This is a genomic window from Mycobacterium sp. 5-140-3-2 (assembly GCF_035666375.1).
Taxonomy (GTDB): domain Bacteria; phylum Actinomycetota; class Actinomycetes; order Mycobacteriales; family Mycobacteriaceae; genus Mycobacterium; species Mycobacterium intracellulare.
The window spans coordinates 3,675,374-3,696,336 of sequence record NZ_CP142025.1 but is presented as its reverse complement, the minus strand read 5'-3'; the positions used below and the strand labels follow the sequence as shown (position 1 = coordinate 3,696,336).

The following is a 20,963-nucleotide window of genomic DNA, read 5'->3' as shown; positions in this document are numbered from 1 at the left end:
TTTTCGCGGCACCGGCGCGGTAACCTCGCGGCCCGGGAATCGGCCCAGAATCGGTGGCGCCGCCGCGTGTCGCAGCCGCGGCGCGTCGGTGCCGGCCGCTAGGGTATCGAACAGCTGTTCTACTAGGTGGGAGCGGGTAATGCGGGTGATGGGCGTCGACCCCGGCCTGACCCGGTGCGGGCTGTCGGTCGTCGAGAGCGGGCGCGGGCGCACCGTGGTCGCGCTCGACGTCGACGTGGTGCGCACGCCGTCGGACGCGCCGCTCGCCGAGCGGCTGCTGACGATCAGTGACGCCGTCGAGCATTGGCTGGCCACGCATGAGCCCGACGTCGTGGCGGTCGAGCGGGTCTTCTCCCAGCTGAACGTGTCGACGGTGATGGGCACGGCCCAGGCCGGTGGGGTGGTCGCGCTGGCGGCGGCCAGGCGCGGCATCGACGTGCACTTCCACACCCCGAGCGAGGTCAAGGCCGCGGTCACCGGCAACGGCGCGGCCGACAAGGCGCAGGTCACCGCGATGGTCACCAGAATCCTTGCGCTGCAAGCCAAACCGACGCCGGCGGACGCCGCCGACGCGCTCGCGCTGGCGATCTGTCATTGCTGGCGGGCGCCGATGATCGCCCGGATGGCCGCCGCCGAGGCGCTGGCCGCCCAGCAGCGGCAGAAATACAAGGCCAAGCTCAAGGCCGCCCGATGATCGCCGCGGTGCGCGGCGAGGTGCTCGAGGTGGCGCTCGACCATGCGGTGATCGAGGCCGCCGGCGTCGGCTACCGGGTGAACGCGACGCCGTCGACGCTGTCCGCGCTGCGGACCGGGACCGAGGCGCGGCTGATCACCGCGATGATCGTCCGCGAGGATTCGATGACGCTGTACGGCTTCACCGACACCGACACCCGCGACCTGTTTTTGACCCTGCTGTCGGTGTCGGGGGTCGGGCCCCGGCTGGCGATGGCGACCCTGGCCGTGCACGACGCCGGCGCGCTGCGCCAGGCGCTGCACGACGGTGACGTCGCCGCGCTGACCCGGGTCCCCGGGATCGGCAAACGCAGTGCCGAACGGATGGTCCTGGAGCTGCGGGACAAGGTGGGCGCCGCCGGTGCGGGCGCGGCCGCCGCGGGCGCCGCGCTCAACGGCCACGCGATCCGCGGGCCGGTGGTGGAGGCCCTGGTGGGCCTCGGGTTCGCCGTCAAGCAGGCCGAGGAAGCCACCGACAAGGTGCTGGCCGCCGAGCAGGACGCGACCACCTCCGGTGCGCTGCGCGCCGCCCTGTCGCTGCTGGGCAAGTCCCGATGACCCCCGCTGAGGAAGACTGGTCGGACCGCGACGTCTCCGGCGCGCTGGCGCCCGGCGAGGGCGACATCGACGTCAGCCTGCGGCCGCGCTCGCTGCGGGAGTTCATCGGCCAGCCGCGGGTGCGCGAACAGCTGCAGCTCGTCATCGAGGGCGCCAAAAACCGCGGCGGCACACCGGATCACATCCTGCTGTCCGGGCCGCCGGGGCTGGGCAAGACGTCGCTGGCCATGATCATCGCGGCCGAGCTCGGCTCCTCGCTGCGGCTGACGTCCGGCCCCGCGCTGGAACGCGCCGGCGACCTGGCGGCCATGCTGTCCAACCTGGTCGAGCACGACGTGTTGTTCATCGACGAGATCCACCGCATCGCGCGGCCCGCCGAGGAAATGCTCTACCTGGCCATGGAGGACTTCCGGGTCGACGTGGTCGTCGGCAAGGGCCCGGGCGCGACGTCGATCCCGCTGGAGGTGGCGCCGTTCACCCTGGTTGGCGCCACCACCCGGTCCGGCGCGCTGACCGGCCCGCTGCGCGATCGCTTCGGCTTCACCGCCCACATGGACTTCTACGAGCCCGCCGAGCTGGAACGGGTGCTGGCCCGCTCCGCCGGGATCCTGGGCATCGAACTCGGCGGCGACGCGGCCGAGGAGATCGCCCGCCGCTCGCGGGGCACGCCGCGGATCGCCAACCGGCTGTTGCGCCGGGTGCGGGACTTCGCCGAGGTGCGCGCCGACGGTGTGATCACCCGCGACGTCGCCAAGTCCGCGCTGGCGGTCTACGACGTCGACGAACTGGGACTGGACCGGCTGGACCGGGCCGTGCTCTCGGCGCTGACCCGCAGCTTCGGCGGCGGCCCGGTCGGGGTGTCGACGCTGGCGGTGGCGGTCGGCGAGGAGGCGACCACCGTCGAGGAGGTGTGCGAGCCGTTCCTGGTGCGCGCCGGCATGGTCGCCCGGACCCCGCGCGGCCGGGTGGCCACCGCCCAGGCGTGGACGCACCTGGGCATGGCGCCGCCGGCCGGGGCGGCCGGTCTCGGGCAGCCCGGCCTGTTCGAGTAGCCAGCAAACGATCGCGCGGGCCCCATCCGGTTACTTCGCGGCGCCGTGGGTAACCAACCTCACAACAATCACGCCTCGTGAAGGAGATTGAGATGAGGAACAGGCGCCACGACTACGAACGCCCTCGCGCGCTGTACATGCCGCGTACCCGCGGCGCGCTGACCGGGCTACTCCTGATTCTGTTGGGAGCTTGGGGTGCGCTGGTTCCGTTCTTCGGGCCCAACATCGACTGGGCCTACGCCACCGACCCGGCCTGGACCTGGACCGCGGCCAAAGGCTGGCTCGAGGTGCTTCCCGGGGTCGCCGCGGCGGTGGGTGGCCTGCTGGTGCTGCTCTCCGGCAACCGCGCGAACGCCGTGTTCGGCGGCTGGCTGGCGGTGCTGGGCGGCGCCTGGTTCGTCGTCGGCCGCGCGTTCGCGCCGACGCTGGGCATCGGGGACGTCGGCCAACCGGCGGCCGCGGCGGACCTGAAACGGGCCCTGCTCGAGGTCACCTACTTCACCGGCCTCGGCGCCCTGATCGTGTTCCTGGGTGGGGCGGCCGTGGCACGCCTGGCCGTTCGGCACGCGCGCGACGTCGTGGTGACCCAACCGGCGCCCGCGGCGGGCGATGCCGCCGTGCCGGCGGCCCAACCGGCCATGTACGACGAGACGGGCGGCATGGCGCCCGCACGGACGGACGCGGTGCCGGCCGACGCGGCACCCCGTGAGCGCGGCGGGCATGGCCTGTTCCACCGCCGCCCCGGCGGCCTGTTCCACCGCCACCACGCCGGCGTCTAGGACGGTAGCCGGCAACACGAACGGCACCGGCAGCCCTTGGCTGCCGGTGCCGCTTTGCGCGAAGGTAGTGCGAGCGACCGCGAGACGAGGAGGACGCGATGATCACGACCGCGCTGCTGTTCGCCGCGCTGGCGGCGTTACTGCACGTCTACATCTTCGTGATGGAATCGTTGACCTGGACCTCGCCGCGCACCCGCGCCACCTTCGGCACCACCCCCGCGGAAGCCGAAACCACGAAGCTGCTCGCCTTCAACCAAGGCTTCTACAACTTGTTCCTCGCGATCGTCACCGGCATCGGCATCGCCGTAATTGCGTTGGGGCACACCACCGTTGGCGCGGCGCTCGTTTTTGCCGGCATCGGATCGATGGCCGCGGCCGCGGTGGTGCTGCTGGTGTCCGCGCCCGACAAGGCCCGCGCCGCGCTCGCCCAGGGCACCTTTCCGGCGATGGCGATCGTGCTGCTGTTGCTCGGCCTTCAACAGTAACACCAGTCCCACCAGCCTCAACAACCACGGCGCTCGGTTGGCTTTCGTTTGCCGCGTGGGTTACTAGTGGAAGTCGCCGGGTACCCATCTCGAGCCGGAAACAGGCCCGGTATTCAACGAGGGGATGTCATGAAATACGCAGAAGACGGCCGAACCAGCGCGCTGAGCATGCCGCGCTCGCGAGGCGCGGTCAGCGGATTGCTCCTGGTCATTCTGGGAGCCTGGGGGGCGTTAATACCGTTTGTCGGTCCACACTTCAACTTCGCCTACACGCCGGACCGAAACTGGGCGTGGAGCACGGCCCGGGGCTGGCTGGAAGTCGCGCCGGGCGCGGCCACCGCGCTGGGCGGCCTGCTGCTGATCGTTGCCGGCAACCGCGTCGCCGCGATGTTGGGCGGCTGGCTGGCCGTGCTGGCCGGCGCCTGGTTCGTGGTGGGCGGCGACGTCGCCCCGCTGCTGGGAATCGGCTCCGCCGGTGACCCGATCGCCGCGACCGACCGCAAGCGCGCGGTGCTCGAGGTCACCTACTTCTCGGGCCTGGGCGCGCTGATCATCTTCATCGGAGGTGTTGTGTTGGCGCGCACCGCCGTGCGCCTGGCGCGCGACGTGCAGCCGCTGGCGCCGGCCACCACGGGCACACCGGCCGTTGAGCCGTATCGGGATTCGGTTTACGAGCAGCCGGCCGAGGTCTCCTCGGGTGCGCTGACCAAGCCGCGCGCGTCGTCTGACCCCGAACCAAAGCGGGGATGGCGCCGCCACCGGGCGGGCGCGGGATCAGGGGGCAACGCCGCATATCTGCGTTGGCCGCACCCGCAGCAGTAGTCGGCACACCGAAACAGGTCGCCCAGCCCCAAAAGGGCTGGGCGACTTGCTGTTTGGCTCACCTCAGAGGAGTCCGAGCAACTCCAGGTCGGTGATGTACTTGACGATCACCGGCGCCGAGACGTGCGGGATGTCTTTGTCGGGGCCGATTTTCGCTTCCTGCACCGCCGCACGGAACACGTCGGTGGGCGCCATCGAGCCGTTGATCGGCTTTTCCGGCTTCTGGTAGTTGTGCAGCAGCGGCAGCAGCGAGTACTGACGCTGCCGATCGGGCAGGGCCCGCAGCGAGGTCTCGAAGCGCCGCAGCCACTCGGAGTAATCGGCGATCCGCTCGATCGAATACCCGGCCTCGATCAGCCAATCGATGTACTCGTCCAGCCCGATGCCGTCGTCGTAGGGGTTCATCACGTGGTAGGTCTGAAAGCCCGTGTCGCTGTCGGTGATTTGGGTCCCCAGCGTCGAGATCGCCGCGGCGATGAACTCGACCGGCAAACCGTCGTAGTGTGCCCGCTGGCGGTTGCCGTCGGTGTCCAGTTCGTAGAACGACCCGGGCGCGATACCGGTGGCGACCAGGCTCAGCATCAGCCGGGTGAACATGTCGGGCAGGTTGAGCTGCCCGGCATAGGTGGTGTCGGCCAGGATCATGTCGCAGCGGAACACCGTGACGGGCAGGCCGCACAGGTCGTGCGCCTCGCGCAGCAGCACCTCGCCGGCCCACTTGCTGTTGCCGTAGCCGTTGGCGTAGCCGTCGTTGATCTCGCGGGTGGCGCTGATCTGGCGGATGTCGGCGTTCTCGACGAACTCACCCGGCTGGATCTGATCGCCCACCCCGATCGTCGACACGTAGGTGTAGGGCTTTTGCTTGGACGTCAACGCGATCCGGATCAGTTCCGCGGTGCCCAGGGCGTTGGGGCCGAACAGCTCGCTGTAGGGCAGCACGTGGTTGACCAGCGCGGCGGGGTCGACGATGACGTCGACCTCCTCGGCCAGTCGCTGCCAGGTCTGGGGGTCCAGGCCGAGGTTGGCCTCACCCTTGTCGCCGGCGATGACCTCGAGGTGGTCGGCGGCCAGCCGCTGGTAGTGCGCCAGCAGTTTGGGGTCGCCGCTGTCGAAGGTCTTGTCCAGCCGGGCGCGCGCCTCCTCATCGGTGCGGGCCCGCACCAGGGCGATGACCTTGCCGTCGACCATGTCCATCCGCTCGAGCCAGTCCAGCGCCAGGTAGCGGCCCAAAAAGCCGGTCGCGCCGGTCAACAGCACGGTGCGCACCTCGGTGGCCGGCTTGGGCAGGCTGGGCGCGGCGGCCAGGGTCGCCTCGTCGAGGAACTTGTCCAGCGTGAGGTCACTGGCGTGCACCATGGTCGCACCGCGACCGTGCACGGCGGCGAACGTCGGGCGCTTGGAGCCCTGCCGCTCGGCCTCGATGTAGGCGGCGATCCCCGCCAGGTCGTTGGCCGGGCTGACGATCACCCCCACCGGCACGTCGACATCGAAGATCTCGCGCAGCAGATTGCCGAAGGTCAACGCCGACAACGAGTCTCCACCAAGATCGGTGAAGTGGGCATCTGCGGACAGATCCCCGGCCGTCGCACCCAGCAGGGCGGCCGCGGCCCGGCTCACGGTCTGGGCCACCGGCGCCGCCGCGCCGCTGCGGCGCAGTTCGGCCAACTCGTTGGCCTGTCCCGCGGCCAGCTCGGCATACATCTGCTCGAGCCGATCCCCGTAGTGTGCCTTGAGCTTCGGCCACGCCAGCTTGCGGATCCCGGTCAGCAGGCCGTTTTCCAGGGTGAACGGCGTGGTCTCGATGATGAAGTCGCGCGGCACCTCGTAGGACTGCAGGCCGGTCTCCTTGGCGACCTTCTGCAGCGAGTCGGCGATCTTCGGCTTGAGCGACTCAAGATCGTTGTCCGCCAACGCTTCCTCGGTCGGCACCACCACGGCCAGCAGGTAGGGCTGGGCGCTGTTGCCGTAAACGTAGATCTGGCGGATCAGCGGGCTGTTGCCGAACACCGCCTCCAGCTTGGCCAACGTGACGAACTCGCCCTGGGCCAACTTGAGCACGTTGTTGCGGCGGTCGACATACACCAGCCGGTCCGGCGCGATCTCGGCGAACACGTCACCGGTGCGGTAATAACCGTCCTCGTCGAACACGTTCGCGGTGGTCTCGGCCCGCTTGTAATAACCCGGGAACATGTTCTCGGTCCGCAGCAACAACTCACCGCGCGGATGCGGACGGTCGGTGCTGAAATAGCCCAGATCCGGAACGTCGACCAGCTTGTAGTCGATGACCGGCGGACGCTGAATCTCCCCGTCGAACAACACCATTCCGGCCTCGGTGGAGCCGTAGCCGTCCATCAGGTGCATCTGCAGCAGCGACTCGGCCCACGCCTTGAGCTCCGGCGAGGTGGGTGCCGAGCCCGTCATCGCGAAGATGAACCGCCCGCCCAGCAGGTACTGGCGCTGTTCTTCCAACACCGCAGCCTCGACAGTCTCGCGGGCCTCTGGGCCCGCATCGCCGTCGGCCAGCCGCCGCTCGACCTGGCGCTGGAATTCGCCATACAGCGTCTCCCAGATGCGGGGGACGAAGTTCATCTCGGTGGGCCGCACCAACTCGAGGTCCTCGAGCAGGGTGGACAGGTCGCTGCGGGCGGCGAAGTACGCGGTGCCGCCGTTGCCCAGCGTGCCGTAGAGGATTCCGCGCCCCATGACGTGGCTCATCGGCATGAAGTTGAGGGTGATCGACGCGGCGCTTTCCCCGAACCAGTTCTTGCTCCCGCGCCGCCACATCTTGCCGACGTTGCTCTGCGGGTACATCGCGCCCTTGGGCGCGCCGGTGCTGCCGGAGGTGTAGATCAGCAGGGCCAGCGAGTCCTCGTCGCTCGCCGGCAGCTCGACGGCCGGCAGGTCCTTGCCGCGCCGCAGCACGTCGGCGAGAGCCTCGACCGCGACGCCGGAGTCGGCCAACCGCGCGGCGGCGGCCTCCACGGCCTCGCGCTGGTCGTCGACCTGGGGCTGGTAGTCGAACACGACGAGCTTGCCGGGCACGTGGTCGCCGGCCAGGATCAGCTCCACCGCGTCGGGCAGCTGGTTGACGCTCGAGGCGATCAGGCTGGGCTCGGTCTCGGCGACGATCGGCTGCAACGAGGAGATCGCCGCGCTGGTCTGCAGCGGCACCGACACGGCCCCGATGGTGCCCAGCGCGATGTCGATGGTGGCGTAGTCAACGCTGTTGAAGCCGAGCACGCAGACGCGGTCGCCGGGGCGCACCGCGTCGCCGGCCCAGGCACGGCCGAGGGCCGAAACCCGTTCGCCGAGTTCGCCATACGTGATGGTCTCGAAACGGGGGAGCAGCTCGGCCGTCGTCCGCCCGGTCTTGGCGTCGGTGACGAACTCCACGACGCGCTGCGCCAGGGCAGGCCGGTCGGCGTAGCCGTCGAGCACGGTCCGGATGATCTGCGGCAGCCGCAGCCCGGGCGCTTCGGTGGCGGCGGTGATCGCCGGGTCCGGTCGGGCGGCGGCGAACTGGGGGTCGTTGGCGATGAGTTCCTCGATGCGACGGTCGAGGTTTTCGTCATGAATGGCAGTCGACATAAACAGATCCCTTGCGAATGAAAGATAGCGAGTCAATAAGCGCGTCGGCGCTGACACATAGAACGTTAGCTAAAGTAACGGTATTCCACCATGATACGGCCTATGGCGTGGTTGTGAGATTGCCCACGGGGGCGGGGCCTTACAGGTCGCGCAACAACCCGCTCAGGATCTCGATTCCCTCGGCCAGCAGCTCGTCGCCGATGGTCAGCGGCGGCAGCAGCCGGATGATGTTGCCGAACATGCCGCAGGTCAGGACGATGACGCCGGCGGCCTGGGCGGCGACGGTCAGCTTTTGGGTCAGCTCCCTGTCGGGCTCGGCGGTCCCCGACTTCACCAACTCGATCGCGATCATCGCGCCGCGGCCGCGGACGTCGCCGATCCGGTCGTCGCCGGCCTGCAGCCGCAGCAGCGGTTCGGTGATGAGCCGCTCCAGCTGCTGGGCCCGCTCGACCAGCCCGTCGCTCTCGATCGTCTCGATCGTGGCCAACGCCGCCGCGCAGGCCAGGGGGTTGCCGCCGAAGGTGCCGCCGAGGCCGCCGACGTGCGGCGCGTCCATGATGTTGGCCCGGCCGGTGACCGCCGACAGGGGAAGCCCGTCGGCGATCGCCTTGGCGGTGCAGATCAGGTCGGGCTCGATGCCCTCGTGTTCGCAGGCGAACATGGCGCCCGAGCGCGCGAAACCGGTCTGCACCTCGTCGGCGATGAACACCACGTCGTTCCTGCGGCACCACTCCAGCAGGGTGGGCAGGAATCCCTCGGCCGGCACGATGAACCCGCCTTCGCCCTGGATCGGCTCGATCAGGAGGGCGGCCAGGTTGTCGGCGCCGATCTGGCTGTCGATGACCCGGATGGCCCGCGCGGCGGCCTTCTCCCCGTCGGTGGCCAGCTCCTTGTCGATCAGGCCGTCCCGATAGGGGTAGGACAGCGGCGCCCGGTAGACCTCCGGCGCGAACGGGCCGAAGCCGGCCTTGTAGGGCATGGACTTCGCGGTCAGCGCCATCGTCAGGTTGGTGCGGCCGTGGTAGGCGTGGTTGAACGCGACCACCGCCGACTTGCGCGTGTAGGCGCGCGCGACCTTGACGGCGTTCTCGACGGCCTCGGCGCCGGAATTGAACAGCACCGAGCGCTTCTCGCCGGAGCCCGGGGTGATCCGGTTGAGCGTCTCGGCCACCGCGACGTACGACTCGTACGGCGTCACCATGAAGCAGGTGTGGGTGAACTCGGCGACCTGCGCGCGCACGGCGTCGACCACCCGGGGCGCCGAGTTGCCGATGGTCGTCACCGCGATGCCGGAGCCGAGGTCGATGAGCCGGTTGCCGTCGACGTCCTCGATGATGCCGCCGCCGGCGCGCGCCACGAAGACGGGGACGGAGACGTTGACCGCGTGCGACACCGCCGCCGCCCGGCGCTTGCTCAGTTCCAGCGAGAGCGGGCCGGGGATCTCGGTGACCAGTTGGCGAGTCTGCTCGAGGCCGGCCACCACGTACTCCCTCCCGCGGCGCGCGTGTCACGCCACGTTGAAAGCCTATCGAGCTTGCCTCCGGCGGGCACCGGTCGCACCGCGGCGGCCGGTGACGGGCCGCGGCCTGCCAGACTGAACGGGCACACTGGACCGTGATGAGGTGCGCGGCGTCCGCGTCGCACCGGCACCCACCCCCGAAATCCGAAGAAAGAAAGACACAGGCGCGCCCATGGAGAGTTTGATCCTGTTCCTGCCGTTCCTGCTCATCATGGGCGGGTTCATGTATTTCGCGTCGCGGCGCCAGAAGCGCGCGATGCAGGCCACCATCGACCTGCACGAGTCGTTGAGCCCGGGCGACCGGGTGCACACCACGTCGGGCCTGCAGGCCACCGTCGTCGCGATCACCGATGACACCGTCGACCTCGAGATCTCCCCCGGCGTGGTGACCACCTGGATGAAGCTGGCGATCCGCGACCGCATCCTGCCCGACGACGACGAGGATCTGGTCGACGGGGACGAGCCCGCCGACGAGGGCTCGGTCGCCAAGGATTCCTGACGCCTAATACTTCGGGGGAGGGCGGCTTGCGCGACGGGCTCCTCGGGGCCACGTAGGCTTTTCTAGGCTCTGTCCGGGGTAAGTAACCGATTCTCGAGGAGATAGAAGGAACGTGGCATCGTCTTCGGCGCCGGTGCACCCTGCCCGCTACCTGTCGGTCTTCTTGGTGTTGCTCATCGGCGTCTACCTGCTGGTGTTCCTCACCGGCGACAAGCGCGCCGCCCCCAAGCTCGGGATCGACCTGCAGGGCGGCACCCGCGTCACGCTGACCGCGCGCACCCCGGACGGCTCGCGCCCCAGCCGCGAGGCGCTGGCGCAGGCGCAGCAGATCATCGGCGCCCGCGTCAACGGGCTCGGCGTGTCCGGCTCGGAGGTCGTCGTCGACGGCGACAACCTGATCATCACGGTCCCCGGCAACGACGGCAACGAGGCCCGCAACCTGGGCCAGACGGCCCGGCTGTACATCCGTCCGGTGCTCAACTCGATGCCGGCCCAAAGCGCCGAGCCCAAGCCCCCGGCGCACCAGCCCGCACCCGGCCAGCCCGCGCCCGCAGAACCCGGGCCCAGCGGCCAACCCGCACCGGGCCAACCGGCCCCGCCCCCGGCCGGACAGCCCGCGCCGGGAGGCAAGCCGGGCGCCCAGCCCCGCCCCTACCCGCAGGATCCGCCGCCGGCGCCCACCCCCGCGCCTCCCGCTCCGGCTCCCGGGGCCCCGGCGCCCGCCCCGGCCACCCCGGCCCCCGGGGCGCCGCCGGCCGAGCAGCCCGCGTCGCCGGATCCGCGCAAGGACCTCGCCGAGCGCATCGCCGACGAGAAGAAGTGGCGGCAGAGCACCCGGCAGGGCATCCAGTTCCTGGCCCTGCAGTTCCAGGCGACGCGCTGCGACAAAGAAGACATCCTGGCCGGCAACGACGATCCCACCCAGCCGCTGATCACCTGCTCGACCGACCACAAGGTCGCGTATCTGCTGGGGCCCTCGATCATCAGCGGTGACCAGATCCAGGACGCCACCTCGAGCCAGAACCAGCGCGGCATCGGCTACGTCGTCGACCTTCAGTTCAAGTCCGCGGCGGCGAACACCTGGGCGGACTTCACCGCCGCCCATATCGGCACCCAGACCGCGTTCACGCTTGACTCGCAGGTCGTCAGCGCCCCGATGATCCAAGAAGCCATCCCCGGCGGCCGCACCCAGATCAGCGGCGGCGACCCGCCGTTCACCGCGGCGACCGCCAAGCAGCTGGCCAACGTCCTGAAATACGGTTCGTTGCCGCTGTCGTTCGAATCGTCGGAGGCCCAAACCGTCTCGGCGACACTGGGTTTGACGTCGCTGCGCGCGGGGTTGATCGCCGGCGCGATCGGCTTGGTCCTGGTGCTGCTGTATTCGCTGCTCTACTACCGGGTGCTGGGACTGCTCACGGCGCTGTCGCTGGCCGCTTCCGGCGCAATGGTTTTCGCGATCCTGGTGATCCTGGGTCGCCAGATCAACTACACCCTCGACCTGGCGGGCATCGCCGGTCTGATCATCGGTATCGGGACCACCGCGGACTCGTTCGTCGTCTTCTTCGAACGCATCAAAGACGAGATCCGCGAAGGGCGTTCGTTCCGGTCGGCGGTCCCGCGAGGGTGGACGCGGGCGCGCAAGACGATCGTGTCGGGCAACGCGGTCACCTTCCTGGCCGCCGCGGTGCTCTACGCGCTGGCGATCGGCCAGGTGAAGGGCTTCGCATTCACGTTGGGCCTCACCACGATCCTGGACCTGGTGGTGGTGTTCCTGGTGACGTGGCCGCTGGTCTACCTGGCCTCCAAGTCACCGACGTTGGCGAAGCCCGCATATAACGGCCTGGGCGCAATCCAGCAGGTCGCCCGCGAACGCCGGGGTTCGTCGCAGGTCACGACGGGACGGGGATGACGTGATGGCCTCCAATGACGCGACCGAGATCACCGAAACCTCGGCAGGCACAACCGAATTGACCGCCAGCGCCGCCGGCACCGCCGGGGCGCCGCACCACAGCTTCCTGTCGCGCCTCTACACCGGCACCGGCGCGTTCGAGGTGGTCGGACGGCGGCGGCTGTGGTTCGGCATCAGCGGCGCGATCGTCGCGGTCGCGCTGCTGTCCATCGTGTTGCGGGGCTTCAGCTTCGGCATCGACTTCAACGGCGGTACCACGGTGTCGATGCCCGCCAACGGGACGCACGGCACGGTGCACACCTCCCAGGTCCAGGACGTGTTCCGCAAGACCCTCGGCAACGATGCGGAATCGGTGGTCGTCGTCGGCAACGGCGCGGCGGCGACCGTGCAGATTCGCTCCGAGACGCTGTCCAACGACCAGACGACCAAGCTGCGCAACGCGTTGTTCGACGCGTTCGGGCCCAAGGGACCCGACGGCAAGCCCAGCAAGCAGGCCATCAGCGACTCGGCGGTCTCCGAGACCTGGGGCGACCAGATCACCATGAAGGCGCTGTTCGCGTTGGTGGTGTTCCTGGCGCTGGTCGGCGTGTACATCACGGTCCGCTACGAGCGGTACATGACGCTGGCCGCGATCGCGGCGATGTTCTTCGACCTGGCCGTGACGGCCGGCGTGTACTCGCTGGTGGGTTTCGAGGTCACCCCGGCCACCGTCATCGGCCTGCTGACGATCCTCGGATTCTCCCTCTACGACACCGTCATCGTGTTCGACAAGGTCGAGGAGAACACCCACGGCTTCCAGCACAAACCCAAGCGCACCTTCGCCGAAGAGGCCAACCTGGCGATCAACCAGACGTTCATGCGGTCCATCAACACCAGCCTGATCGGCGTGCTGCCGGTGCTGGCGCTGATGGTGGTGGCGGTGTGGCTGCTGGGTGTCGGCACCCTGAAGGACCTGGCGCTGGTGCAGTTGATCGGCATCATCGTCGGCACCTACTCCTCGATCTTCTTCGCCACGCCGCTGCTGGTCAGCATGCGGGAACGCACCGAGTTGGTGCGCACCCACACCCGCCGCGTCCTGCGGCGGCGCGCCGGCGGTGCGCGCGCGGGTGCCGAGAACGCGCCGGACGCCGACGACGTCGCCGACGTCCCCGACGAGGATGCCAAGGCCGACGCCGCCGAATCGGCGTCGAGGCCGTCGGGGCCGTCCAAGCCCGCACCGAGCAAGCCTGCGCCGGGGGCCCGTCCCGTGCGGCCGACCGGGACTCGTCGTCCCACCGGCAAGCGGAACGTCGGCCGGCGGTAGACGCGATGGCCACCAGGTACCGGGGAACTGGGGCCGATGGCGCGCTAACCGGCCGGCACAATATCGCGCTGTGGATCAGCGCCGGGCTGGCGGTGGCGCTGGTCGCGGGTTTCGTGGTGACCGCGTGCGCCGGTAGCGCCGCCTCCGAGCTCGACTACGTGGTCGACGGCCCGCTGAGCACCTACAACACCAACACCGTCGCCGGCGCCGCCTCGGCCGGCGCGCAGGCCTTCGCCCGCACGCTCACCGGGTTCAGCTACCACGGGCCGGGCGGGCAGATCGTCGCCGACCGCGACTTCGGCACCGTTTCGGTGGTCGGCGGCACGCCGCTGGTGCTGGACTACCAGATCGCCGACAACGCCGTCTACTCCGACGGCAAGCCGTTGACCTGCGACGATATCGTGCTCGCGTGGGCGGCCCAGTCCGGCCGCTTCCCGGAATTCGATGCGGCCACTCAGGGCGGCTATATCGACATCGCCAACGTCGAGTGCATCCCCGGGCAGAAGAAGGCGCGGGTGTCGTTCGTCCCGGACCGCGGCGTCGTCGACTACAACCAGCTGTTCACCGCGACCTCGCTGATGCCCTCGCACGTCATCGCCGACCAGCTCAACGTCGACGTGACCGCGGCGTTGCTCAGCCACAACGCGCCGCTGGTGCAGCAGATCGCGAAGCTGTGGAACACGATCTGGGACCTCAAACCCGGTGTCGACCTCAAGCGCTTTCCGTCGTCGGGGCCCTACAAAATCGGGTCCGTCCTGGAGGGCGGGGCGGTCGTGCTCGTCGCCAACGACCGCTGGTGGGGGCCGCGGGCCATCACCAAGCGGATCACGGTGTGGCCGCAGGGGCCCGACATCCAGGACCGGGTCAACAACCGCACCGTCGACGTGGTCGACGTCGCCGCGGGCTCGTCGGGAACGCTGGCCACGCCCGACAACTACGAGCGCTCGGATGCCCCGTCCGACGGCATCGAGCAGTTGTTCTTCGCCCCGCAGGGGCCGCTGGCGGCGCCCAAGGCGCGCCGGGCCGTCGCGCTGTGCACGCCGCGCGACGCGCTGGCCCACGACGCGGGGACGCCGATCGCCAATTCACGCCTCAGCCCGGCCGGTGACGACGCCGTCACCGCGGCCGACGGGGCCGCCGAGGCCGGCCCGTTCGGCAAGGCGGATCCGGTCGCCGCGCGCAACGCGCTGGGCGGTGCGCCTCTGGCGTTGCGGATCGGCTACCAGGGGCCCAACGCGCGGCTCGCGGTCAACGTGGGCGTCATCACCAAATCGTGCGCCGCGGCCGGGATCACGGTCACCGGCGTCACGCTGGACAGCTCGGGCCCGCGGGCGTTGCGGGACGGGAAGATCGACGCGTTGCTGGCCAGCACCGGCGGCGCGACCGGCAGCGGTTCGACGGGGTCCTCGGCGCTGGACGCGTACGCCCTGCACACCGGCAACGGCAACAACCTGTGCGGATACAGCAATCCCCAGGTCGACAGCGCGATCGGGGCGCTGGCGGTGTCCGCCGACGCCGCCGAGCGCGTCAGGCTGCTGGCCGAAACCGCGCCGATACTGTGGGGCGACATGCCCACCCTGCCGCTGTACCGGCAGCAGCGCACGTTGCTGATGTCCAAGAAGATGTACGCCGTGAGCAACAACCCGACCCGGTGGGGCGTGGGCTGGAACATGGACCGATGGGCCCTGGTGCAGTGAGGTTGCCGTGACGGACGTCGGCGGGCGGACGCCCGTGGCGGAGCTCATCGCGTCGCTGACGCGCAAGGTGGCCGACTTCCCCAAGCCCGGGATCCAGTTCAAGGACCTCACCCCGGTGTTCGCCGACGCGACGGCGATGACGGCGATCACCGGAGCGGTGGCCGAGCTTGCGTCCGGCGCCGATCTGGTGGCCGGCATCGAGGCCCGGGGGTTTTTGGTGGCCGCGGCCGTCGCCGACCGGCTGGGCACGGGCGTGTTGGCCATCCGCAAGGCCGGGAAGTTGCCGCCGCCGGTGCACGCCGAGCGGTACGACCTGGAATACGGCACCGCCACGCTGGAGATCCCCGGCGAGGGCATTGACCTGCGCGGACGCAACATCGTGATCGTCGACGACGTGCTGGCCACCGGCGGCACCCTGGCGGCGTCGGGCCGGCTGCTCGAGCGGGCCGGGGCGAACGTGGTGGCGGCGGCGGTGCTGTTCGAACTCGGTGGGCTGGGCGGCCGCGACGCGGTCGCGCCGCTGCCGGTGCACAGCCTGATGTGCGAGTAGCGCTCCCGCCGCCGGCGGCGGTGCGCGCCGCGACGGGGGTACCTCCCGGCCGCGGAGCGGCGACGGGGACGGCGCGAGAAGGAGCCGGGTCATCGGATCGAGAGGACGTATCCTCGAATTCGGAGGTGACCACACGTGGCGGATGACAACAGCGCGTCCCAGGCGCTCGACGCGCCCACCAAAGTCACGGAGCCGCCGGCCATCACGCAGCCCATGGAGGCGCCGGAGCCGCCGACCGAGTCCCTGAAGACGTCCAGCAGCGCGTCGCGGCGGGTCCGGGCGCGGCTGGCCCGGCGGATGACCGCGCAGCGCAGCACGCTCAACCCGGTGCTCGAACCGCTGGTGGCGGTGCACCGGGAGATCTACCCGAAGGCGAACGTGTCGATGCTGCAGCGCGCCTTCGAGGTCGCCGACCAGCGCCACGCCACCCAGTTGCGCCACTCGGGCGACCCGTACATCACCCACCCGCTGGCCGTCGCCACCATCCTGGCCGAATTGGGCATGGACACCACGACTTTGGTGGCCGCGCTGCTGCACGACACCGTCGAGGACACCGGCTACACCCTGGACGCCTTGAGCGAAGAATTCGGCGAAGAGGTCGGCCATCTCGTCGACGGTGTGACCAAGCTGGATCGGGTGGTGCTGGGCAGCGCCGCCGAGGGCGAGACGATCCGCAAGATGATCACCGCGATGGCGCGCGATCCCCGCGTGCTGGTGATCAAGGTGGCCGACCGGCTGCACAACATGCGCACCATGCGGTTCCTGCCGCCGGAGAAGCAGGCCCGCAAGGCCCGCGAGACGCTGGAAGTCATTGCGCCCCTTGCGCATCGGCTGGGTATGGCCAGCGTCAAGTGGGAGTTGGAAGACCTGTCGTTCGCGATCCTGCATCCCAAGAAGTACGAGGAGATCGTCCGGCTGGTCGCCGGGCGCGCGCCGTCGCGCGACACCTACCTGGCCAAGGTCCGCGCCGAGATCGTCAGCACGCTGGGCGCCTCGAAGATCAAGGCGACGGTGGAGGGCCGGCCCAAGCACTACTGGTCGATCTACCAGAAGATGATCGTCAAGGGCCGCGACTTCGACGACATCCACGACCTGGTCGGCATCCGCATCCTGTGCGACGAGATCCGGGACTGCTATGCCGCTGTGGGCGTGGTGCATTCGCTGTGGCAGCCGATGGCCGGCCGGTTCAAGGACTACATCGCCCAGCCCCGCTACGGCGTGTACCAGTCACTGCACACCACGGTCGTCGGCCCCGAGGGCAAGCCGCTGGAGGTGCAGATACGGACCCGCGACATGCACCGCACCGCCGAATACGGCATCGCCGCGCACTGGCGCTACAAGGAGGCCAAGGGGCGCAACGGCGTTCCGCATCCGCACGCCGCCGCCGAGATCGACGACATGGCGTGGATGCGCCAGCTGCTCGACTGGCAACGGGAGGCCGCCGACCCCGGCGAATTCCTCGAATCGTTGCGGTATGACCTTGCGGTACAAGAGATCTTCGTCTTCACCCCCAAGGGCGACGTCATCACCCTGCCGACCGGCTCCACGCCGGTGGACTTCGCCTACGCCGTGCACACCGAGGTCGGCCACCGCTGCATCGGCGCCCGGGTCAACGGACGGCTGGTGGCGCTGGAACGCAAGCTGGAAAACGGGGAAGTCGTCGAGGTTTTCACCTCGAAGGCGGCCAACGCCGGGCCGTCGCGGGACTGGCAGCAGTTCGTGGTGTCACCGCGCGCCAAGGCCAAGATCCGGCAGTGGTTCGCCAAGGAGCGCCGCGAGGAGGCACTGGAGGCCGGTAAGGACGCGATGGCACGCGAGGTGCGTCGCGGGGGACTTCCGTTGCAGCGCTTGGTCAATGGCGAGACCCTGTCGGCGGTGGCCCGCGAGCTGCACTACCTCGACGTGTCCGCCCTCTACACGGCGATCGGTGAGGGGCACGTGTCGGCCCGGCACGTCGTGCAGCGGCTGCTGGCCGAACTCGGCGGCATCGACCAGGCCGAAGAAGACCTCGCCGAACGGTCCACCCCGACGACCATGCTGCGGCGCCCGCGCAGCAGCGACGACGTCGGGGTCTCGGTCCCGGGTGCCCCGGGCGTGCTGACCAAGCTGGCGAAGTGCTGCACGCCGGTGCCCGGCGACCAGATCATGGGGTTCGTCACCCGCGGCGGCGGGGTCAGCGTGCACCGCACCGACTGCACCAACGCCGCCTCGCTGCAGCAGCAGTCCGAGCGCATCATCGAGGTGCACTGGGCGCCGTCGCCGTCGTCGGTGTTCCTGGTGGCCATTCAGGTCGAGGCGCTCGACCGGCACCGGCTGCTGTCGGACGTCACGCGCGTGCTGGCCGATGAGAAGGTCAACATCCTGTCCGCGTCTGTGACCACGTCCGGTGATCGAGTTGCCATCAGCCGGTTCACCTTTGAGATGGGTGACCCCAAGCACCTCGGCCACCTGCTGAACGTGGTGCGCAACGTCGAGGGCGTGTACGACGTCTACCGGGTGACGTCGGCGGCCTGAGCCCCGCTCGGACTCAGTCGAGCAGCACCGAGGTGATGGTGACCTCGGTCGCGGGTGCCCCGTCCTCGCCGCCGCCGGCGACGCCGGCCTTGGCGATCTTGTCCAGGGTGGCGAGCCCGTCGGGCTGGATGGTGCCGAACACGGTGTATTGCGGCGGCAGCTGGGAGTCCTTGTAGACCATGAAGAATTGGCTGCCGTTGGTGCCGGGCCCGGCGTTGGCCATGGCCAGGGTGCCGCGCGGGTAGAGGACGGGCTCCTGCGCCTTGGGGTCGTTCGGCGGGTACTGGTCGGTGGGGTATTCGTTGGCGAATTGGTAGCCCGGGCCGCCCGTGCCTTCGCCCTTGGGGTCGCCGCACTGCAAGACGCCCAGCCCCGGTGAGGTGGTCAGCCGGTGGCATTTGGTGTTGTCGAAGTATTTCTGCCCGACCAGGCTCGCGAAACTGTTGACGGTGCAAGGCGATTCGTTGTTGGCCAGCATCAGGCCGATGTGGCCCTGGTTGGTCACCATGCTGACGCTCACCTGCGCCGGATCGGTCGGCACCTTGCCGGTGCGCGGCGGCTTGACCTGCTTGGCCGCGGGCTCCGGCGTTGCCGGGTATTGACAATTGGCGCCGACCTCGGCCGACGGCTTGAACGCCGGCAACGGCGGGGCGGACGGCGCGGGCCCGGCGGGCGTCGTGCTCTCCGGCGAGCTGCTGCTGGTCGTCGTCGCCGCGGTGTTGCTCTTGTGTTCGTGCTTGGTGTTGACGATCGTCAGGACCACCGCCACGACCACGGCCACGGCCACGATCGAGCCGGCCGCGATCAACACGATCCGGCGCGTCTTGGCTTGCTTCGCGCGCCGCTCCAGCTGGCGTTCGAGCTTGCGCTTGGCGTTGGCACGTCGTTGTTCGTTGGTCGGCACGGCCGCTATGCCTCCATGATTGGATCGGAGCCCCATAAACCCGTGAGGTGGCCAGCTCAGGCTAATGTGGGCGCCGCGACTCGTGTCAAGTGGGCCCCATGGGAAAATGGGATCCGTGTTGATCACCGGATTTCCCGCCGGCATGTTGCAGTGCAACTGCTACGTGCTGGCTGAGCGGCCGGGAACGGACGCCGTCATCGTGGATCCGGGTCAGCGGGCGATGGCCCCGCTGCGGCGCATCCTGGACGAGAACCGGCTGACGCCGGCGGCGGTGCTGCTGACCCATGGGCACATCGACCACATGTGGTCGGCGCAGAAGGTTTCCGACACCTACGGGTGCCCGACCTACATCCATCCCGAGGACAGGTTCATGCTCAAAGACCCGATCTACGGCCTGGGCCCACGGCTGGCGCAGCTGGTGGCGGGCGCCTTCTGGCGGGAGCCCAAGCAGGTCGTCGAGCTCGACCGCGACGGCGACAAGCTCGACCTGGGCAGCGTGACGGTCAACGTCGACCACACCCCCGGGCACACGCGCGGATCGGTGGTGTTCCGGGTGACCGGGGACAAGGACTTGGTGTTCACCGGCGACACGCTGTTCGAGCGGTCGGTCGGGCGCACCGATCTGTTCGGCGGCAGCGGACGCGACCTGCTGACCTCGATCGTCGACAAACTCCTGGTGCTCGACGACGCGACGGTGGTGCTGCCGGGGCACGGCAACGCCACCACCATCGGCGCCGAGCGGCGCCTCAACCCCTTCCTCGAAGGCCTGTAACCGGTGGCGGAATTCTCTGCGCCCAAGGGCGTGCCCGACTACGTCCCGCCGGACTCGGCCCAGTTCGTCGCGGTGCGCGACGGACTGCTCGGGGCCGCCCGCCGCGCCGGTTACGGCGATATCGAGCTGCCCATCTTCGAGGACACCGCGCTGTTCGCGCGCGGCGTGGGCGAGTCCACCGACGTGGTGTCCAAGGAGATGTACACGTTCGCCGACCGCGGCGATCGTTCGGTGACGCTGCGGCCCGAGGGGACCGCCGGCGTGGTCCGCGCCGTCATCGAACACGGATTGGACCGCGGCGCGTTGCCCGTCAAACTTTGTTACGCGGGACCGTTTTTCCGCTACGAACGCCCGCAGGCCGGCCGCTATCGCCAGCTGCAACAGGTCGGCGTGGAGGCGATCGGCGTCGACGACCCGGCCCTGGACGCCGAGGTCATCGCCGTGGCCGACGCGGGTTTTCGCTCCCTGGGGCTCGACGGCTTCCGGCTGGAGATCACCTCGCTCGGCGACGACAGCTGCCGACCGGCGTATCGAGAACTGTTGCAGGAGTTCCTGTTTGGGCTCTCGCTTGACGACGAGACGCGCCGGCGCGCCGAGATCAACCCGCTGCGCGTCCTCGACGACAAGCGACCCGAGGTGCGGGCCATGACGGCCGATGCGCCGGTGCTGCTCGACCACCTGTCCGATGCGGCCAAGCAGCACTTCGACACCGTCCTGGCGCATCTGGACGCGCTCGGGGTGCCCTACGTCATCAACCCGCGCATGGTGCGCGGGCTGGACTACTACACCAAGACCACGTTCGAGTTCGTGCACGACGGGCTGGGCGCGCAGTCGGGCATCGGCGGCGGGGGCCGCTACGACGGCCTGATGCGCGAGCTCGGCGGACAAGACCTGTCCGGCATCGGATTTGGGCTCGGCGTGGACCGCACGCTGCTGGCGCTGCGGGCCGAGGGCAAGAGCGTGGGGACGGCGGCGCGCTGCGAGGTCTTCGGGGTGCCGTTGAGCGAGCAGGCCAAGCTGCGGCTGGCGGTGCTGGCCGGTCAACTGCGGTCCGCCGGGGTGCGCGTCGACCTGGCCTACGGCGACCGCGGGCTCAAGGGCGCGATGCGCGCGGCCGACCGGTCGGGCGCCCGGGTCGCCCTGGTGCTGGGCGACCGCGATATCGAGGCCGGCACGGTCGGGGTGAAGGACCTCGGGACGGGGGAGCAGTCGGCCGTCGCTTCGGAGACCGTTGTCGCCGACGTGCTTGCGCGGCTGGGCCGGTAGCCCGTTTCGGGCCT

At 69.7% G+C, this 20,963-nt stretch carries 17 protein-coding genes; 14 read left to right on the top strand and 3 right to left on the bottom strand.

The window, feature by feature from the left end; translation table 11 throughout:
* Positions 1–139 precede the first annotated feature (139 nt).
* The 6 genes from ruvC (at position 140) to P6281_RS16825 (ending at position 4,428) form a co-directional block, all read left to right on the top strand.
* Positions 140–694: a crossover junction endodeoxyribonuclease RuvC gene (ruvC, locus tag P6281_RS16850; RefSeq protein WP_225331656.1), complete on the top strand. Its 555-nt coding sequence runs from the start codon at positions 140–142 to the stop codon at positions 692–694.
* Positions 691–1,290, top strand: coding sequence for a Holliday junction branch migration protein RuvA (gene ruvA / locus P6281_RS16845; protein WP_036459242.1), 600 nt, complete (start codon positions 691–693; stop codon positions 1,288–1,290). The genes ruvC and ruvA overlap by 4 nt, the downstream gene beginning before the upstream one ends.
* Positions 1,287–2,342: a Holliday junction branch migration DNA helicase RuvB gene (gene ruvB / locus P6281_RS16840; RefSeq protein WP_009956162.1), complete on the top strand. Its 1,056-nt coding sequence runs from the start codon at positions 1,287–1,289 to the stop codon at positions 2,340–2,342. The genes ruvA and ruvB overlap by 4 nt, the downstream gene beginning before the upstream one ends.
* A gap of 92 nt (positions 2,343–2,434) precedes the next feature.
* A complete protein-coding gene (locus P6281_RS16835) occupies positions 2,435–3,121 on the top strand; it encodes a hypothetical protein (RefSeq protein ID WP_036459436.1) in 687 nt (228 codons plus the stop codon).
* A gap of 98 nt (positions 3,122–3,219) precedes the next feature.
* Positions 3,220–3,606 carry a DUF1304 domain-containing protein gene (locus tag P6281_RS16830; protein ID WP_008258316.1) on the top strand — a complete coding sequence of 129 codons (387 nt, stop codon included), beginning with the start codon at positions 3,220–3,222 and terminating at the stop codon, positions 3,604–3,606.
* Between the two features lie 129 nt (positions 3,607–3,735).
* The gene (locus P6281_RS16825) at positions 3,736–4,428 is read left to right on the top strand and encodes a hypothetical protein (protein WP_008258315.1); all 693 of its coding nucleotides are present in this window, start codon (positions 3,736–3,738) and stop codon (positions 4,426–4,428) included.
* Positions 4,429–4,491: 63 nt separating this feature from the next.
* Here P6281_RS16825 and car read toward each other — a convergent pair whose 3' ends face one another.
* Together car and gabT are read right to left on the bottom strand one after the other, a co-directional pair.
* Positions 4,492–8,016 carry a carboxylic acid reductase gene (gene car / locus P6281_RS16820; protein WP_324738446.1) on the bottom strand — a complete coding sequence of 1,175 codons (3,525 nt, stop codon included), beginning with the start codon at positions 8,014–8,016 and terminating at the stop codon, positions 4,492–4,494.
* Between the two features lie 139 nt (positions 8,017–8,155).
* On the bottom strand, positions 8,156–9,496 hold the full coding sequence (gabT, locus tag P6281_RS16815) for a 4-aminobutyrate--2-oxoglutarate transaminase (protein ID WP_324738445.1): 1,341 nt from the start codon (positions 9,494–9,496) through the stop codon (positions 8,156–8,158).
* Between the two features lie 211 nt (positions 9,497–9,707).
* Between gabT and yajC the strand changes: the two genes are divergently transcribed.
* From yajC to P6281_RS16785, 6 genes are all read left to right on the top strand, one after another.
* On the top strand, positions 9,708–10,034 hold the full coding sequence (gene yajC, locus P6281_RS16810; RefSeq protein WP_008258310.1) for a preprotein translocase subunit YajC: 327 nt from the start codon (positions 9,708–9,710) through the stop codon (positions 10,032–10,034).
* Positions 10,035–10,146: 112 nt separating this feature from the next.
* Positions 10,147–11,943: a protein translocase subunit SecD gene (secD, locus tag P6281_RS16805; RefSeq protein ID WP_324738444.1), complete on the top strand. Its 1,797-nt coding sequence runs from the start codon at positions 10,147–10,149 to the stop codon at positions 11,941–11,943.
* A gap of 4 nt (positions 11,944–11,947) precedes the next feature.
* Complete coding sequence (gene secF / locus P6281_RS16800; RefSeq protein WP_038538709.1) at positions 11,948–13,246, top strand: protein translocase subunit SecF; 1,299 nt, start codon at positions 11,948–11,950, stop codon at positions 13,244–13,246.
* A 5-nt stretch (positions 13,247–13,251) separates the two neighbouring features.
* Positions 13,252–14,943 (top strand): ABC transporter substrate-binding protein, encoded by a 1,692-nt coding sequence (locus P6281_RS16795; RefSeq protein ID WP_038536759.1) that lies wholly within the window; start codon positions 13,252–13,254, stop codon positions 14,941–14,943.
* A 7-nt stretch (positions 14,944–14,950) separates the two neighbouring features.
* Positions 14,951–15,493 carry an adenine phosphoribosyltransferase gene (locus P6281_RS16790; protein ID WP_020188558.1) on the top strand — a complete coding sequence of 181 codons (543 nt, stop codon included), beginning with the start codon at positions 14,951–14,953 and terminating at the stop codon, positions 15,491–15,493.
* A 201-nt stretch (positions 15,494–15,694) separates the two neighbouring features.
* A complete protein-coding gene (locus P6281_RS16785; protein ID WP_369751752.1) occupies positions 15,695–18,007 on the top strand; it encodes a RelA/SpoT family protein in 2,313 nt (770 codons plus the stop codon).
* A 13-nt stretch (positions 18,008–18,020) separates the two neighbouring features.
* On the opposite strand, the gene P6281_RS16780 is transcribed toward P6281_RS16785, so the two are convergent.
* The gene (locus P6281_RS16780; RefSeq protein WP_009954372.1) at positions 18,021–18,911 is read right to left on the bottom strand and encodes a peptidylprolyl isomerase; all 891 of its coding nucleotides are present in this window, start codon (positions 18,909–18,911) and stop codon (positions 18,021–18,023) included.
* 115 nt (positions 18,912–19,026) lie between these two features.
* Between P6281_RS16780 and P6281_RS16775 the strand changes: the two genes are divergently transcribed.
* Together P6281_RS16775 and hisS are read left to right on the top strand one after the other, a co-directional pair.
* Positions 19,027–19,683, top strand: a complete 657-nt coding sequence (locus tag P6281_RS16775; RefSeq protein ID WP_009954373.1) for an MBL fold metallo-hydrolase — start codon at positions 19,027–19,029, stop codon at positions 19,681–19,683.
* 3 nt (positions 19,684–19,686) lie between these two features.
* Complete coding sequence (gene hisS / locus P6281_RS16770) at positions 19,687–20,949, top strand: histidine--tRNA ligase (protein WP_008258300.1); 1,263 nt, start codon at positions 19,687–19,689, stop codon at positions 20,947–20,949.
* The last annotated feature ends 14 nt before the right edge of the window (positions 20,950–20,963 follow it).